The sequence below is a fragment of the Nocardia sp. NPDC058666 genome, assembly GCF_042714895.1.
GTDB lineage: Bacteria > Actinomycetota > Actinomycetes > Mycobacteriales > Mycobacteriaceae > Nocardia.
In genome coordinates this window covers 146,261-161,713 of record NZ_JBHXRY010000012.1, presented here as the reverse complement: position 1 = coordinate 161,713, position 15,453 = coordinate 146,261, and the positions used below count along the sequence as shown (strand labels likewise).

The following is a 15,453-nucleotide window of genomic DNA, read 5'->3' as shown; positions in this document are numbered from 1 at the left end:
GCCGGTCGGAGCCGTATTCCGGGCCCCGGTCGGCGTCGAACGCGCGCGGCGCACTGCGTACGCTGATACCCATGACAGTTGATGTGACCCCCGAGCTCGACATCCGCGCAGCGGTGCACGACGCCGCCCGCAGGGCTCGTGTCGCGTCCCGTGTGCTGGCCCAGCTGACCACGGCGCAGAAGAACGATGCCCTGCACGCGGCCGCCGATGCCCTGCTCGCCGCCGCCGATCGCGTCCTCGCGGCCAATGCGCAGGACATCGCGACCGCGCAGGCCGCCGGCACCGAAGAGAACCTCCTGGATCGCCTGCGCCTGACCTCAGCGCGCATCGACGGCATCGCCTCGGGCCTGCGTCAGGTCGCCACGCTGCCCGACCCGGTCGGCGTGATCGTGCGCGGATCCACGCTGCCCAGCGGCCTCGAGATCCGTCAGACCCGAGTCCCGCTGGGCGTGGTCGGCATGGTCTACGAGGCCCGCCCCAACGTCACCGTCGACGCGTTCGGCCTGGCGCTGAAATCGGGCAACGCGGCGCTGCTGCGCGGCTCGTCCTCGGCCGCGAACTCCAACGCCGCGCTGGTCGAGGTGTTGCGCGAAACCCTTGTCGCCCAGGACATTCCGGCCGACGCGGTGCAACTGCTGCCCAGCCACGACCGTTCCAGCGTCACCCACCTGATCCAGGCGCGTGGCCTGGTCGACGTGGTGATCCCGCGCGGCGGTGCCGGCCTGATCAACGCGGTGGTCCGCGACGCGCAGGTGCCCACCATCGAGACCGGCACCGGCAACTGCCACGTCTACGTGCATTCGGCCGCCGACCTGGACATGGCCGAGGCGATCGTGCTCAACGCCAAAACCCGCCGCCCCAGCGTCTGCAACGCCGCCGAGACCGTGCTCATCGACGCCGCCGTCGCGCAGACCGCGCTGCCGCGCCTGACCAAGGCGCTCGAAGACGCCGGCGTAACCATCCACGGCGACCTGCCCGGCCAGGTCCCGGCCACCGACGCCGACTGGGGCGAGGAGTACCTCACCCTGGACATCGCGCTGAAGGTCGTCGACGACCTCGATGCAGCCGTGGAGCACATCAACACCTGGGGCACCGGCCACACCGAAGCCATCGTCACCGCCGACCTGGCCGCCGCCCGCGAGTTCACCAACCGGGTCGACGCCGCCGCGGTGATGGTGAACGCGTCCACCGCGTTCACCGACGGCGAGCAGTTCGGTTTCGGCGCCGAGATCGGCATCTCCACCCAGAAGCTGCACGCCCGCGGCCCGATGGCACTGCCCGAACTCACCTCCACGAAGTGGATCGTGTGGGGCGACGGCCAGACTCGGCCGGTGTGATCGTGACTGCCGTACAGGAACCGATCTTCACCTCGGTCGACGATGTCATCGACCGCCTGGCCACCACCGGCTACCTGGCCGACAAGGCCACGGCCACTTCGGTTTTCCTCGCCGACAGGTTGGGCAAACCGCTGCTGATCGAAGGCCCCGCCGGTGTGGGCAAGACCGAACTGTCGCGCGCGGTGGCCCAGGTCGCCGGTGCCGAACTGGTCCGCCTGCAGTGCTACGAAGGCGTCGACGAGGCGCGTGCGCTCTACGAGTGGAACCACGCCAAGCAGATTCTGCGGATTCAGGCGTCCAGCGAAAACGATTGGGCCGAAACCAAAGCCGACGTGTTCACCGAGGAGTTCCTGCTCTCGCGTCCGCTGCTCACCGCCATCCGCCGCACCGAGCCCACGGTGTTGCTGATCGACGAGACCGACAAGGCCGACGTCGAGATCGAGGGCCTGCTGCTCGAGGTGCTCAGCGATTTCGCCGTGACCGTGCCGGAACTGGGCACCATCACCGCCACGCGCAAACCGTTCGTGGTGCTCACCTCCAACGCCACCCGCGAACTGTCGGAGGCGCTCAAACGCCGCTGCCTGTACCTGCATCTGGACTTCCCCGACGAGGATCTCGAGCGCCGGATTCTGGCCAGCCGCGTGCCGGAACTTCCCGGCGCCGTCGCCGAGCAATTGGTGCGGGTCGTGCACGTGTTGCGCGGTATGCAGCTGAAGAAACTGCCCTCTGTCGCGGAAACCATCGACTGGGGCAACACCTTGCTCGCGTTGGGCGCCGCGGACCTCGATGACGCCACCGTGCGCGCCACGCTCGGGGTGGTGCTCAAACATCGCAGCGATCACCAGCGCGCGCTGGCCGAGCTGAAACTGGTCTGATCGTGACCGCGCCCGAGCCGCACGGAATCGGCGGCCACGTCGCCGGTTTCGTCGGTGCGCTGCGGGCGCGTGGCGTGCCGGTCGGCCCGTCGGAAACCGTCGACGCAGGCCGGGTGCTGACCGTGCTCGACCTGCTCGATCGCGAGGCGGTGCGCGAGGGGCTGGCCTGTGCGCTGCTGCGCAGACCCACGCACCGCGCCACGTTCGACGGGCTGTTCGATCTGTGGTTCCCGGTCGCGGTCGGCGGTCGCACGGAGGAGGCAGTGGATCTCCCGCGAACGCCCGAGGGACAGGTCGATCTGGCCGCGCTGCGTGAACAACTGGCCGAACTGCTCGCCGCCGAAGACAGTGGCCCGCAACAGCAGTTGTTGGCCGGGCAGATCGTGGAGCAACTGGGGCAGTACCAATCCGCCCGAGGCCCATCATTTTCCGCTTACCAGGCGCTGAAAGACCTTGCGCCGCAATCTCTGCTGGCCAAGGTGCTGGCGGGCCTAGCGTTGCCACCGGATGCGAGCGAGCGTGATATCGAGGTCGCCCGCCGTGTGGTCAGGGAACGCATCGCCGGGTTCCGGGCGAGCGTGGAAGCCGAGACCAACCGGCGCGTGGCCGAGCAGATCGGCCGCGACCGCGTGGCGACCTACGGTGTGGCCCGCCAGGCCGAGGACGCCGACTTCCTGCGCGCCTCCGAACGCGAACTCACCGAACTACGGCGCGGCACCCAGCGGCTGGCGCGAATCCTGGCCTCCCGCTTGGCAGTACGCCGCAAACGCGCCAGGCGCGGCGAGATCGACCTTCGCAAAACCCTGCGCGCCTCGATGTCCACCGGCGGCGTGCCGATCGACCTGGTGAACCGCAAACCCCGCCCCGGCCGCCCGGAACTGGTGCTGCTGTGCGATATCTCGGGCTCGGTGGCCGGGTTCAGCAACTTCACCTTGTTACTGGTGAGCGCCCTGCGTGAACAGTTCTCGCGGGTGCGGATCTTCGCGTTCGTCGACCGCACCGACGAGGTCACCGGCTTCTTCGCACCGTACGCGGGCCTGGACGACGTGATGACCAGGATCTTCACCGAATCGGACATCATCGACGCCGACGGCCACTCCGACTACGGCTACGCACTGTCCACCTTCGCCGAGAACTTCGGCGACGCCGTCACCAGTCGCAGCTCGCTGCTGATCCTGGGCGACGGCCGCACCAACTACCGCAACCCGCGCCTGGACACCCTGCGCGACCTGGTCGACACCGCCAAGCACGCGCACTGGCTGAATCCTGAGCCCGCAAAGCTGTGGGGGACAGGCGATTCCGCGGCGCGCGAATACGGTTCGGTGATCGAGATGCACGAATGCCGCAACGCCAGGCAGCTGACCGAAGTGGTCTCCCGGCTGCTGCCCGTCTGATCAAGGTTCGCCGCCGAGTGGGCGTGCGGAGCCGAGCCATCGGAGCACTTCAGCAGACGTTAAGCGCCTCACAGGGTCCGCCGACCAAGATCACCCCCATGCTGGCAGGGGCGTCGCACGACGATGAGCGATCCGATCGACCGATGTCGTCCGCGCCCGCAAGTGCGTGCACCATCGACGTGGCGCAGGGCTCGTCCGATGTAGGGCCCGCGCGACTGGCTCCCGGTTCCGGTGCCCGCGCCGCACGGCGGCTGGCAATGATCGCGGCGGCAAGGCTGGTCGACGCCCCCGCAGCCGCCGAGGAGCAGTTGCGCCGGGCATTGATTGTCGGCGCCGGTGAATTGGGCGGGCGTGAACTGGCTGCCATGCGCACGCAACTGGTCACCGCGGTCGCGGCCCAGCCGGGGCGCGACCGCGACGTGGCCCGTGCCGCCGCGATGGCCGCGGGCTGCTGGCATCCGATCTCGCCAGCGGATTCGGTACACCTGTGGTTGGTCGCGGGACGCGCCTGGCATCGGGCAGGCAAGCACGCCGAGGCCGTGGCTGCCTTCGATCGGCCACTGCTGAGCGGAGCGGCCGGCTACCCACCCGCCGAGCTGTCGCTGGTGCGCGCCCAGTTCGCCGAATCGCTGAACCACCTCGGCCGCTACCGGCAGGCCGCGTGGCAGTTCACCGAGGCCGCCCGGCTGATCGCCGCCACGCCCGCGAAGCGTCGCAGGCACGCCGACCTGGTCTGGTCGGCCGCGGTGGCCCGCGAGTGCTGCGGGCAGGAATCCGAGGCGCTGGGCGGGTACCTGCGCGCCGCGGGTCTGTGGGGCGAGCAGGACAAGATCGTGCCGCGAGCTCGCTGCCTGCGCGCGGCGGCCTGGCTGCAACTGCGCGGACCGCGGGGGCAGGTGCGCGGGCCGTGGTGGGTCACGATCGATGTGCTGCTGGCCGAACTGAACCGTCGCGTGGATGCCGAGCCCGCCGCGCATCTGGTCGAAGAACTGAAACGCACGCGCGCCCAGTTCGCCCAGATGTGCGCGCAGACGTCGGCCCCCGCGCACCTCGGAGTCTGGGAGTAGGCCGATCCGCCCGACCGGATTAAGCTCAGACCTCATGCACGAGACAGCTCGGCCGCGTCGCAAACTAGGCGTCATGGGTGGCACCTTCGACCCGATCCACCACGGCCACCTGGTCGCGGCCAGCGAGGTCGCGAACCGGTTCGAGCTCGACGAAGTGATCTTCGTGCCCACCGGCCAACCGTGGCAGAAGGTCAACAAGCAGGTCAGCCCCGCCGAGGACCGGTACCTGATGACCGTGATCGCCACCGCGTCCAACCCGAGGTTCTCGGTCAGCCGGGCCGACGTGGAACGCAACAAGGTCACCTACACCGTGGACACCCTGCGCGAGATGCAAAACGCGCACCCCGACGCGGAGCTGTACTTCATCACCGGTGCGGACGCGCTGGCCAACATCCTGACATGGCAGGATTGGACCGAACTGTTCGAACTGGCGAAGTTCGTCGGGGTGAGCCGACCGGGTTACGAACTCAACACCGATCATCTCGAAGAGCATCTGCGGGACCTTCCCGCCGACGCCGTGACGATGGTCGAGATCCCCGCGCTGGCCATCTCGTCGAGCGAATGCCGCCGCCGCGCCGCGGAGGGTCGGCCGGTCTGGTACCTCGTCCCCGATGGCGTGGTGCAGTACATATCGAAGCGGCATCTCTATGTGCCCGCAGGAACGGAAGGTAGCCGATGATCGACCACACGGTTGTGACCACGCAGGAGGAGACCGCATGAGTGCCTCTACTGAAGCCATCGAGATGGCCACGGTCGCCGCGCTCGCGGCCGACGACAAGCTCGCCACCGACGTCGTGGTTCTCGACGTCTCCGAGCAGCTGGTGATCACCGACTGCTTCGTGATCGCGTCCGCGCCCAACGAGCGCCAGGTCACCGCGATCGTGGACAACATCGAAGACAAGCTGCGCGAGGCAGGCCACAAGCCGGTGCGCCGCGAGGGCACCCGCGAGGGTCGCTGGGCGCTGCTGGACTACGTCGACATCGTGGTGCACGTGCAGCACAACGACGAGCGCAATTTCTACGCGCTCGAGCGGCTGTGGCGTGACTGCCCGGCGGTTCCCGTCGAGGGCATCGCCGCTGTGCCGACTCCGGATGCCGACGACGACGTGCAGGTAGAGGCAGACAGCGAGTGAGCAAATACGCCCATGTGCGCAACCTGATCCTGTTGCGGCACGGGCAGACCGAATGGAACGCGGCCGACCGGATGCAGGGGCAGATCGACACCGATCTCACCGAACTCGGTCGGCAGCAGGCCAAAGAGGCTGCGCGCGAACTCGGTTCACGCAACGCCATCGCGATCCATGCCTCCGATCTGCGTCGCGCCAAAGAGACCGCGCAGGCGCTGGGTGACATCAGCGATCTGCCGGTGATCACCGATCCGCGACTGCGTGAGACCAACCTGGGCGACTGGGAAGGCCTGACCCACCTCGAAGTCGACGCTGATTATCCCGGCGCGCGGGTGCAGTGGCGGTTGGACGCCACGTACACACCGCCGGGCGGCGAGAGCAAGCTCGAGGTCGGCGCGCGAGCACTGCCCGTGGTGCGCGAACTGTACAACCAGCGACAGGATTGGCCCGGTCGGACTATCATCCTGGTTGCGCACGGCGGGCTGATCGCTGCTCTGACGGCCGCGTTACTGGAACTGCCACCACAGAATTGGCCGATCCTCGGTGGGCTGGCCAATACCAGCTGGGTGCAGCTTTCCAGTCACGGCCCGGATGTCGACCGACCCGGCTGGCGCCTCGATGTGTGGAACGCAGCGGCGAAGGTAGCTCCCGATGTCCAATGAAGAGCCTGTCCGATCAGTACCTGATGAGCTGTTCCAGCAGGTGACGGCCAAAGCCGGACGGCAATTGCCGGACGCGCTTTTCGGCCCGCCCCCTGTTCGGCCCGCACGCGCCGAGCGTGACGAGCCGATCCGTTCGGTACCGGACGAACTCTTCCAACGGGTCACCGCGCGCAGCACCCGATCGCTGCCCGATGCCCTGTTCGGTCCGGTGCCCCCACCGGCCGTGGTCGAACCCGAGCCGGTCGACTCGGCGGCGGATGCCGTCGAGTCCGGTTCGGGCACAGACGTTTCGGTGTCCGACGTCACTGCTTCGTCCTCGTCGGAAGACGTTGTCGGCGACGCCGTGTCTTCGATCGGTGACGGCGCCGAGGCTGAGCTCGAAACCGGTGACGTCGCGTCGAGTTCCGCTGTGTCGGAGTCGGATAGCGCTGTCTCCGGTGCGGTGGACGCTGCCGATGTCGGCGTGATCTCTGACGGCGTCGGTTCGGAAGATTCGCGCGTCGACCTGGATTCGGTTGTTGCGCAGGTGGATTCCGAGGTAGCTGCCGAAGGTGTCACTGCGGACGTGGCAGGCAGCCCTGACGAAACAATCCACGCAGCCGTCACGGTTGCGGTCGCTGGTGAAGCCGACCCTGACGTACACGCCGTTGCCGTCGGCGAGTCTGTCGAATCCGCGGTGGTCGCGGATGCCGACACCGACATCGTCGAAGGTGCTGCCGCGAACCTGGCCGCACCACAGCATGAGTCGCTGGCCGCGGCGGGCGCGGACGCCCTGCTCGAGCAGCCGGTGGCCGCTCCCCAGACGCTGGAATCCGCTGTGCGGCACGATGAATCCATCACCGCGCCGATCGCGGAGCCGGTGCTCGTCCAAGAGTCAGCAGCCCCGAGGCCGGTGGAGTCCGCAGCACCGCGCCCCGTGCTGCTGGTGATCGCGGATTCCCTGGCCTACTACGGACCCAAGGGTGGCCTGCCCGCGGACGACCCGCGGATCTGGCCGAATATGGTTGCCGCCGAACTGGACTGGGACGTCGAGCTGATCGCTCGCATCGGCTGGACCAGCCGTGACGCCTACTGGGCGCTGATCGGCGATCCTCGGGTCTGGGCCTCGGTGCCCCGAGCCGGCGCGGTCGTGTTCGCCGTCGGTGGCATGGACACGCTGCCCTCTCCGCTGCCTACCGCGCTGCGGGAGATGATCCGCTACATCCGTCCGCCGCGTCTGCGTCGTGGCGTGCGTTCGTCGTACAACTGGTTGCAGCCGAAGTTGTCGAAAATCGGTCGCCGCGTTGCCCTTCCGCCGAAGGTGAGCGTGGACTACCTGGAGCAGTCGCGAAACGCGCTGAACCATCTGCGTCCGGAGCTGCCCGTCGTGGCGGTACTGCCGTCGGTCCACGCTTGCGATGCCTACGGGCGGGTGCACCGGGGCAGGGCGCGCGCGGTCAAGGCTTTGCAGGCGTGGTCGGGTCGCACTTCGGTGCCGCTGGTGGATCTGGGCGAGGCCGTGCGCGACGACATCGAGTCGGGTTCGGCCAATCCCGATGGCATCCACTGGGGTTGGGCCGGGCACGCGGCGGTGGCGACCGCGATGACCAAGGCGCTGCAGGAGGTCCGGTAGTCCGTGGCCGTTGTGGTGGTCACCGATTCGGCGGCGGGATTGTCCGCGGAGCTCGTCGCCGAACTCGGTATCGAAGTGGTGCCCCTGCATGTGCTCGTGGGCGACCGGACGATCCGCGAGGGCTTGGACCCCATCGAGATCGACTACACCGCCGACTCGGTCTCCACCTCGGCCGCCTCGCCGGGTGAACTGCGCGAAGCCTACGAACGCGCGCTGACTCGCAGCAACGGCGACGGCGTCGTGGCCGTGCACCTGTCGCGTCGGCTGTCCGCGACCTGGGAATCGGGCCGCCAGGCCGTGCGCGATATGGGCGCCGAAGATCGTGTGCGCCTGGTCGATTCGCTCGGTGCCGGCCTGGCGACCGGCCTGCCGGTGCTGGCCGCCGCGCGCCGGGCGCGGGTGGGTGATGCGCTGGATGCGGTATACGAGTGCGCGGTATCGGCGGCGACCCGCGTGCGCACTTTTATCCTGGTCAACCGCACCGAACAACTGCGCAAGGGTGGCCGTTTGAGCAGTGCCGCCGCGTTTTTCGGCAGCGAACTGGTGACCAAGCCACTGCTGCAATTGGTGGAGGGCAAGCTCGAACTGCGCGAGAAGGTGCGAACGCGCTCGCGTGCCTACGCCAAACTGGTGGCAGCCGCGGTCGACGCGGCCGCGTCCGACGGTGCGGCCCTTGGCATTCAGCATCTGGGTGCCCCCGAGGCCGCCGAGATCATCGTCGCGCAACTGCGCGAGCAGTTGCCCCAGGTGGGGGAGCTGTACGTCGCGGAGTTCGGTCCTGCGCTGGGTGTGCACCTCGGTGTCGGTGCGCTCGCCGTCGCGGTTCTGCCCGGCGAGTCCGGCTGAACCGTGCCGGTTCAGAATCGCGCTGCGGACAAACCCTTCGGTGGAGGCGATGCGTTGCCTACCGTGGTTGTCATGGCTGCCAACGTTTCTCCCCGCACCATCGGTGTGCGCACGGTCGACTGGGACCACGCCGATGCCGAAATGCTGCGAGCGGAGATGTCGGAGGAGGTGCGCCCCCGCTACGAATACCTCGAGGTCGCCCTCGGTGAGCGTGGGCTCACACCGCACACGGTCGACCGAGACAGCGTCCACCAGACCTTCGTCGCGTACGCCGACGAAGAACCTGTCGGCCACGCCGCAGTGCGCTGGAACGCCGGCGACCTCGAACTCAAACGGATGTTCGTCCGCCCCGCCTACCGCGGCACCGGCACCGCGACCGCGCTGTTGCAAGCCGCCGAAGAGGCTGTTCGCGCCGCCGGTCAGGCCAGAATGATCCTGCAGACCGGCCATTTGCAACCCGACGCCGTGCGTTTCTACGAGCGAAGCGGCTACCACCGGATCCCGTTGTTCGCGCCGTATCACGTCCTGCCGCAATCGAACTGTTTCGCGAGGAACCTGCGCTGAAGCAGTGATGGAGTGGGGCTCTACGATTTCCCGATGACCGGATACGACGACTTCGACCACCTCGACGCCGCGAACCACCTGCCGCCGCGCAGGCAACACATCCTCGCCGTGATCAGGGATTCGGTCCTGGCCCACGGCTACGCGCCCAGCACGCGCGAGATCGCCGACGCGGTCGGCCTGCGCTCCACCTCCACGGTCTCCCAACATCTGAAGGCGTTGGAGGAGGACGGTTTCCTGCGCCGCTCGGCCTCCATGGGCCGCCCCATCGACGTGCGCCTGTTCCTGCAGGGCACCTCCACCGCCCGCTCCGATGCCTCGGTGTCGGTACCCGTGGTCGGCGACATCGCCGCGGGCACCCCGATCCTGGCCGAGCACAACCCCGACGACGTGCTCACCCTGCCGCGCGAACTGGTCGGCCGCGGTGAGGTTTTCGGCCTGCGCGTGCGCGGTGACTCGATGATCGACGCCGCGATCTGCGACGGCGACCTCGTGGTCGTGCGCAGCCAGCGCGAAGCCAACACCGGCGACATCGTCGCCGCCATGATCGGCGAGGAAGCCACCGTCAAGGTCTACCGCCGCCGCAACGGCCACATCCACCTCGAACCCCGCAACCCCGCCTACTCCGTCATCGACGGCGACGAAGCAGTCATCCTCGGCCGCGTCGTCTCGGTCATGCGCCGCCTCTGACCCCGCTACGCCGGACCGAACCAGTCCAACGACTGCCCGTGCGGTCCGGCGAAAGCCAACGGCTCGTCGTCGAGAGCCAGCACCATCCGCGCCGACTCCGACTGTCGCGGCGGCAGCCGGTCGGCCAGCGACGCGAGAACCCCGGTGCCCTCCTGCGAAACCCAGTGGCAGGGCAGGCCCAGCACCGTCTCCCGGAAATCCGCTCGTGCCTGCGGCGAGAGGTAGGTGAGCACCGCGCTGTGGAACACCACCACCGTGCTGTCGCGTGGTGCCGTGTGGACCAAGTCGGTGACCTGCTCGAGCAGATCGCCGGTCACGAGGGTCGGTGGATCCGTCGCGGCGATCGCACAGGCTGCCTGTAGCCTCGCCAGCCGCTCGTGTTGACCCGGCCAGACGAGGGCGGACAACCACTGCTGGTCGTCGCTGTCGCCGGCGTCGAGTGGGTTCAGATCCACCCCTGCCCGATGGACGACCCGGGGGAGCTGGGTCGGGATCGGCACCGGTCCGGTTATCTTGCAGGTCAACACAACCGGTGATGGTCCGTCGGACGGATCCAGTGCGGTTTCGCCGTAGCGGTAGCTGAAACGGTCCGGGTACAGGCACAGCCCGGCGGACGCGCCGACCTCGATGAGCGACAGCGGTCCAGGTAGGCGGGCCAGAACCGGCAGCAGGGTGGCCGCCCGGCCCGCCTCGTTCGTCTGCGTCCGCCGGGTCGCGGCGGTCGCGGCGATCGCGCGCCAGTTCTCGTGGAACTGGTCGCGGAACTCGGTGTAAGGAACCGCGGTCGCGCCGTTCACTCGCGCGGCAGCCAGGATCAGGTTGGGTTGTTGTTTTGCGGTGGGTAATTGGGCGATCAGGGACAGGACCTGGGGGTCCTTGCTGATGTCCAGGGCTCGGTGGTGGTAGAGCGGGGAGTTGTCGCGTGCCTCGAGGAGTGCGAAGTCGCGGAAGCGCTGTGCGAGGTCCATGAGAACCTGCGTACTCGGTATCGGCCATGAGCGCACGGTAACCATTCGCGTTGCCCGGAATCGGGGTGCGAGGGCGCTGAGAGGCGAGTTATCCACAGGCTCAGAGTTATCCACAGGTTTCTTTGAAGCCCAGGTCGGCGGGAGCTCGGCTCGTCGGCGCAGGCATAGCGTCGCTGCCATGTCACGACACGAAGAGCACGAGCGGGTACGGCAGCGGCTGGGTGGTTTGGCGGTCCGCGAGCGAGAACGGCCGAGCAGTCTGCCGTTGCGCGCGTCCGGGACTTCTGATTCGCGCCATGAGGACGACGAAGGGCATTGGGACGATGAGGAACTCGTCCCGTTGTCCGGGGCAGCGGGTGCGGTGGGGACGCCCGGGTGGCTCGACGACGGTGCGTCGCGTGGGCGAAAACGGCTGGTGCCCGAGCGCTTTCGTGATGCGAGGCTGGACCCTGGGCGTCGCGGCGCGCTGGTACTCGGCCTGGTCGGGGTCATCGCGGTGGTGTTGACCGGAGTGATGGTGCTGCGCGACCAGCCCGTGGCGCGGGCGGTGCCGCCGGTGCCGGTGCTGCGTGCGGAGACCATTGCCGTGCCATCACATCCGACCACGGTTGCCGCCATGGCGGGTCAGGCATCCAGTGCGAGCGAGGAAGTCGTCGTCAGTGTTGTCGGTTTGGTCGACCGGGCGGGGTTGCACCGATTGCCCAGTGGTTCGCGGATTGCCGACGCGATCGAAAAGGCCGGCGGTATCCGCGAAGGCGCCGACCTGGCCGGCCTGAACTTGGCGCAACGGCTGTCCGATGGCGACCAGGTCGTCATCGGTACCGCCGACCCCCAGCTCGGTCAGCCACGCGTGGGCAGCATCATGATCGGCGCGGGTCACGCACCTGTGGCAACGCCGAACGCCGCGGGTCCGAGCACGGCGGGCACCAGCTCTGCGGGGCCGGGTACCTCGAGCCCCGGTGCCCCAACTGCCGGCACTTCGCGCGTCGATCTGAACAAGGCAACCGAAGCCGAACTGGACGCACTCCCCGGCGTCGGCCCGGTCACCGCCAAAGCGATCCTCGCCTGGCGCTCGACCAACGGCCGCTTCACCGACGTCGCCCAACTCGGCGAGGTCGACGGCATCGGCCCCGCCCGCCTGGCACGACTGCGCGATCTGGTGACCACATGACCCCTTCGGAACCTCATGACGTTCGGTGCGAAAGCTGGTGCACTGCAAGCGGTCACCACCGCACTAGTTCGCGCGTGGAGGTGATCGCATGACCTGCCCGGTGTGGCCGTGCGCGAGGCTCGAAACCAGGCGCGCCACAGATCAGTCCGCGGGAACACAGGACCGCGCGCAGGATTCAGGCGATCCCAACCTTCCGACATGTCCGGTCGGATTCGGCAAAACCCATTGCCCCGCAAACAGAGTCGCGGGAACCCGGGACAGTGGAATGTCCAGCCGCGACGACGCGGCAGGCAGATGAGAGTCGCGCTGGGCGAGGCGGCGGGGGTGAGACCCCCACTGCGACAGGGAACAGCGATGCTGGACCGCGGAGAGACAACCCAGGCTGGGGCGGAGGAGTCCGAGCCGCAGGTGCTCGATATGCGCCTCGTTCCCGCGGCGCTCGGGTGTTGGGTGGCCACGATCGTCGCGGTGACGGTGGGGTGGATCGCGGGGTTGGTGTTGGCGGTGGTCGCGGTCGTGGTGGCGATCGGCTTGTGGGTGGTGTTGCTGTGGGCGATGGCGCATCGGCGGGAGCGGTGGCGGGTTGTCGCGGTGGCCGGGTTGGCGACGATGCTGCTCGGCGCGGGTTTCGGGGCGGCGGGGGCTTGGCGGGAGCATCATGTGCAGGCGCATCCGCTGCGGGAGTCGTTCGGGCGGTCGGTGAATGTAGTCGCGGTGGTCACCGATGACGCGAAGCCGATGCGGGCGGGCACTTTCGGTGGTCAGCGGCGGTGGATCGTGCGGGCCGAGCTGCGGGAGTTCGGGAGGGGGCCCGCCTGGACCCAGGCGGGTGGGTCGGTGGTGGTGCTCGCCGAGGGTGCGGGATGGGCGGGGCTGTCGCCGGGGCAGGTGGTGCGGTTTCGAGCGCAGGCGAGTGAACCGAACCGGGCGGACCTGACCATCGCCACCCTGCAGGCCGCTGACACCCCGGAGCTGATCGGAGTGCCGCCGTGGTGGCAGCGACTCGCCGCGAGTGTGCGGGGGAATCTGGTCGAGGCGTCGGCCGAAGCGCTGCCGCCTGCTGCGGCTGGGTTGCTGCCCGCACTGGTCGTCGGCGATACGGCATCGTTGTCGGGTGACGTTCGCGAGGCGTTCGAAATCGCTGGGCTGCAACACCTTTGTGTGGTCAGTGGAGCAAATTTCACGATTCTCTTGACGGCTCTGCTGGCACTGACCCGACTGCTCACCGCGGGTCCGCGAACGAGTGCGGCGGCGGCCGCGGGAGTGGTCGTGCTGTTCGTGGTGATCGCGCGTCCCGACCCGAGTGTGCTGCGGGCCGCGGTGATGGGTTCGGTGACAGTGCTTGCGCTGTTGACCGGTCGGCGAAAACAGGCACTCCCCGCACTGTGCGCGGCAGTGATCGGATTGCTCGCTGTCGCACCACAATTGGCGGTCAGCGCGGGATTCGCACTGTCGGTACTGGCCACAGCGGGGCTGATTCTGCTCGCCCCGAGTTGGGCGGACTGGTTGCGGGCGCGTGGATGGTGGCGGGCGCCTGCGGAGATCGTGGCGGTGGCGGCGGCCGCGTTCGTCGTCACGGTGCCGTTGATGGTGGCGTTGTCGGGGCGGGTGAGCCTGGTGGCGATCGTGGCCAATGCGCTGGTCGCGCCGGTCGTCGGGTTGATCACGGTGATCGGGGCGGTGGGCGCGGTCGTGGCCTGCGTGTGGGGTGATGCCGCGGTGTGGGTGCTGTGGTGCGCGCGGCCGCCGATGTGGTGGCTGCTCGGTGTCGCCGATCGCGCAGCCGCTGTGCCGGGTGCGACCGTGACGGTGCCCGGCGGTGCTGTCGCCGGTCTGGTGGCAACGGCGATCGTCATCGTGGTGGTGGCGGGGTTGCGTTGGTCGCACACCCGTCGACTCCTGGCGGTGGTAGCGCTGGGAGTGTCGATAGTGCTGCTCCCGGTGCGTTTCCTGCAGCCGGGCTGGCCACCGTCGGGCTGGGTGCTCGCGATGTGCGACATCGGCCAAGGAGACGGCCTCGCGCTCTCGGTTGCTCCCGGCGCGGCGATCGTCATCGACGTCGGACCCGACCCCCGCCCGATCCGCGCCTGCCTGGACCGCCTCGACATCACCCACATCCCCCTGCTCGTGCTCACCCACCCCCACGCCGACCACATCAACGGCCTCGCCGGCGCCCTGCGCGGCCGCACAGTAGACGCGATAGCCACCGCCCCCGGCGAACTCCGCACCGCCATCGCCCGAACCTGCGCTGCCGCAACCCGAAACGTCGGCGAACCGCCGACCCGACTGCCACACCAACCGGAAGTGAGCGGATCGAGGCGGCAACCGACTGCGCCGCAGATACATCCGGTGGGGGTGACCCCTTCTGATCCGAGGCAGGCTGACCCGGATCCGAGGCCGACTGACATCGGCGGTATCGCAGGGCCCGTGCAGCCGGCCACAACAGCGGGGTGGTCGGCATCGTCGGCGCCTTCGGTCGGCGACAAGTGCCCGAGTGGGACTCCGGGGGAGATGATGGCGCGAGGTGAAGGTCGACCGGTGGGACAAGCTGTTACGCAGGGAGATTCGCATGGGCACGGTGAAGATGCGAATGGGGCCGAGCGGGTGGCGGAGCTTGCGGGGGCAGCTGGGATTCCGTTGATGGAACTGTTCGCAGGACACGAAATGGTGTTCGGGACAGTCGAATTGCGGGTGTTGGCGCCGAGTCGGGAGGTGCCGACATCATTGGCCGCCGATGAAGCCAACGATCGGTCGCTGGTGGTGCGGGCACGGACATCGGCGGGGACGATCCTGTTCACCGGGGATATCGAGGCCGAGGCGCAGGGGCGGGTCGCGCGTGGGGGTGATATTCGGGCGGATATCCTGAAGGTGCCACATCACGGATCTCGCACCACCACACCGGAATTCCTTCGCGCGGTCGGCCCACGCCTGGCGCTGGTCAGTGCCGGAAAGGGTAATACCTTCGGTCACCCGCATCCGACGGTGACGCAGGCGTTGGCCACACTCGGCACCACGGTGGCACGGACCGACCTCGATGGTGACGTCCTGGTCGTGGGAACCGCGGCCGATCTGCGAACCGTCACCTCCCGTCGCCGCGGTGCAACCAGCCGTGGATGCCGACGTGTCGGTGGGCGTCCGTAGGA

14 protein-coding genes are annotated in these 15,453 nt (G+C 68.6%); 13 read left to right on the top strand and 1 reads right to left on the bottom strand.

Features of this window, described 5'->3' with window-relative positions; translation table 11 throughout:
- Positions 1-71: 71 nt before the first annotated feature.
- From ACFWVD_RS23235 to lexA, 11 genes are all read left to right on the top strand, one after another.
- The gene (locus tag ACFWVD_RS23235; RefSeq protein ID WP_379246055.1) at positions 72-1,337 is read left to right on the top strand and encodes a glutamate-5-semialdehyde dehydrogenase; all 1,266 of its coding nucleotides are present in this window, start codon (positions 72-74) and stop codon (positions 1,335-1,337) included.
- Positions 1,334-2,212, top strand: coding sequence for an AAA family ATPase (locus ACFWVD_RS23230; RefSeq protein ID WP_379246053.1), 879 nt, complete (start codon positions 1,334-1,336; stop codon positions 2,210-2,212). The genes ACFWVD_RS23235 and ACFWVD_RS23230 overlap by 4 nt, the downstream gene beginning before the upstream one ends.
- Positions 2,213-2,214: 2 nt before the next feature.
- On the top strand, positions 2,215-3,606 hold the full coding sequence (locus ACFWVD_RS23225) for a VWA domain-containing protein (RefSeq protein ID WP_379246051.1): 1,392 nt from the start codon (positions 2,215-2,217) through the stop codon (positions 3,604-3,606).
- A gap of 143 nt (positions 3,607-3,749) precedes the next feature.
- The gene (locus ACFWVD_RS23220) at positions 3,750-4,673 is read left to right on the top strand and encodes a hypothetical protein (RefSeq protein ID WP_379246049.1); all 924 of its coding nucleotides are present in this window, start codon (positions 3,750-3,752) and stop codon (positions 4,671-4,673) included.
- A 34-nt stretch (positions 4,674-4,707) separates the two neighbouring features.
- Positions 4,708-5,352: a nicotinate-nucleotide adenylyltransferase gene (gene nadD, locus ACFWVD_RS23215; protein WP_379246047.1), complete on the top strand. Its 645-nt coding sequence runs from the start codon at positions 4,708-4,710 to the stop codon at positions 5,350-5,352.
- Between the two features lie 37 nt (positions 5,353-5,389).
- Positions 5,390-5,806: a ribosome silencing factor gene (gene rsfS, locus ACFWVD_RS23210; RefSeq protein ID WP_379246045.1), complete on the top strand. Its 417-nt coding sequence runs from the start codon at positions 5,390-5,392 to the stop codon at positions 5,804-5,806.
- A complete protein-coding gene (locus tag ACFWVD_RS23205; RefSeq protein WP_379246043.1) occupies positions 5,803-6,462 on the top strand; it encodes a histidine phosphatase family protein in 660 nt (219 codons plus the stop codon). The genes rsfS and ACFWVD_RS23205 overlap by 4 nt, the downstream gene beginning before the upstream one ends.
- The gene (gene octT / locus ACFWVD_RS23200; RefSeq protein ID WP_379246041.1) at positions 6,452-8,074 is read left to right on the top strand and encodes a diglucosylglycerate octanoyltransferase; all 1,623 of its coding nucleotides are present in this window, start codon (positions 6,452-6,454) and stop codon (positions 8,072-8,074) included. The genes ACFWVD_RS23205 and octT overlap by 11 nt, the downstream gene beginning before the upstream one ends.
- Before the next feature lie 3 nt (positions 8,075-8,077).
- Positions 8,078-8,920: a DegV family protein gene (locus ACFWVD_RS23195; protein ID WP_379246039.1), complete on the top strand. Its 843-nt coding sequence runs from the start codon at positions 8,078-8,080 to the stop codon at positions 8,918-8,920.
- A gap of 72 nt (positions 8,921-8,992) precedes the next feature.
- Positions 8,993-9,484 (top strand): GNAT family N-acetyltransferase, encoded by a 492-nt coding sequence (locus tag ACFWVD_RS23190; protein WP_379246037.1) that lies wholly within the window; start codon positions 8,993-8,995, stop codon positions 9,482-9,484.
- 33 nt (positions 9,485-9,517) lie between these two features.
- Complete coding sequence (lexA, locus tag ACFWVD_RS23185) at positions 9,518-10,171, top strand: transcriptional repressor LexA (protein ID WP_379246035.1); 654 nt, start codon at positions 9,518-9,520, stop codon at positions 10,169-10,171.
- Between the two features lie 5 nt (positions 10,172-10,176).
- Here lexA and ACFWVD_RS23180 read toward each other — a convergent pair whose 3' ends face one another.
- Entirely contained in the window at positions 10,177-11,139 is a 963-nt protein-coding gene (locus ACFWVD_RS23180; RefSeq protein ID WP_379246033.1) for a DUF2332 domain-containing protein, read from the bottom strand.
- A gap of 178 nt (positions 11,140-11,317) precedes the next feature.
- Here ACFWVD_RS23180 and ACFWVD_RS23175 point away from each other — a divergent pair, with 178 nt between their 5' ends.
- The gene (locus ACFWVD_RS23175) at positions 11,318-12,310 is read left to right on the top strand and encodes a helix-hairpin-helix domain-containing protein (RefSeq protein WP_379246031.1); all 993 of its coding nucleotides are present in this window, start codon (positions 11,318-11,320) and stop codon (positions 12,308-12,310) included.
- A gap of 354 nt (positions 12,311-12,664) precedes the next feature.
- Complete coding sequence (locus ACFWVD_RS23170; protein WP_379246029.1) at positions 12,665-15,451, top strand: ComEC/Rec2 family competence protein; 2,787 nt, start codon at positions 12,665-12,667, stop codon at positions 15,449-15,451.
- The last annotated feature ends 2 nt before the right edge of the window (positions 15,452-15,453 follow it).

Bases quoted from the DNA above. Each gene is read 5' to 3' on its own strand.
- ACFWVD_RS23235 (WP_379246055.1), top strand. From the start codon at position 72: ATGACAGTTGATGTGACCCCCGAGCTCGACATCCGCGCAGCGGTGCAC.
- ACFWVD_RS23220 (WP_379246049.1), top strand. From the start codon at position 3,750: ATGTCGTCCGCGCCCGCAAGTGCGTGCACCATCGACGTGGCGCAGGGC.
- nadD (WP_379246047.1), top strand. From the start codon at position 4,708: ATGCACGAGACAGCTCGGCCGCGTCGCAAACTAGGCGTCATGGGTGGC.
- rsfS (WP_379246045.1), top strand. From the start codon at position 5,390: ATGAGTGCCTCTACTGAAGCCATCGAGATGGCCACGGTCGCCGCGCTC.
- octT (WP_379246041.1), top strand. From the start codon at position 6,452: ATGTCCAATGAAGAGCCTGTCCGATCAGTACCTGATGAGCTGTTCCAG.
- ACFWVD_RS23190 (WP_379246037.1), top strand. From the start codon at position 8,993: ATGGCTGCCAACGTTTCTCCCCGCACCATCGGTGTGCGCACGGTCGAC.
- lexA (WP_379246035.1), top strand. From the start codon at position 9,518: ATGACCGGATACGACGACTTCGACCACCTCGACGCCGCGAACCACCTG.
- ACFWVD_RS23180 (WP_379246033.1), bottom strand. From the start codon at position 11,139: ATGGACCTCGCACAGCGCTTCCGCGACTTCGCACTCCTCGAGGCACGC.
- ACFWVD_RS23175 (WP_379246031.1), top strand. From the start codon at position 11,318: ATGTCACGACACGAAGAGCACGAGCGGGTACGGCAGCGGCTGGGTGGT.
- ACFWVD_RS23170 (WP_379246029.1), top strand. From the start codon at position 12,665: ATGCTGGACCGCGGAGAGACAACCCAGGCTGGGGCGGAGGAGTCCGAG.